Origin of the sequence: Streptomyces sp. SID12501, from assembly GCF_010550245.1 — a bacterium.
Classification (GTDB): Bacteria; Actinomycetota; Actinomycetes; order Streptomycetales; family Streptomycetaceae; genus Streptomyces.
Genome location: NZ_JAAGLU010000902.1, coordinates 1 through 407, shown reverse-complemented (window position 1 = coordinate 407; position 407 = coordinate 1). Strand labels below are relative to the sequence as shown.

Annotated in this window: 1 protein-coding gene; it reads left to right on the top strand. The window is 79.9% G+C overall.

The features are described from left to right. A partial coding sequence (locus G3I71_RS49055) for a hypothetical protein (protein ID WP_164325469.1) occupies positions 1 to 407 on the top strand: 407 nt, incomplete at both ends.

Here is a 407-nt window from a genome sequence, read left to right as displayed (position 1 = left end):
GGCCGTCGTGCGCTGCCTGCGCGGCATACCCTGCACCGGCCTCGGCCTGCGCACCCCGCTCGGGGCCCGGGTGGTGCTGGAGCGCATCGAGACCTACGGTCGGGCCGCCGACCGACTGGGCACCGGCGCCTCGGCGCGGGTGCTGCTCTCGGGCCCCGGCGCGCGGGAGCTGGGGGAGTGGGACCGCCTCGAAGCCGACCCGCGCGCCCGGGAGTACGTACGCCTGCTGCGGGCCCCCGATCCGCGGGTGCGGGAGCTGGCCGCCGCCGGGGCCGCGGACTGGCCCGACTCCTGGGACCCCGAGACCGGCGCCCTGCTGTGCGCCGCCCTGGCCCGCGCCGCCGCGCACGAACCGGACGCCTCCGCGCTGGAGACCGAACTGGGGGCCCTGCTGCAACTCGCCCGCC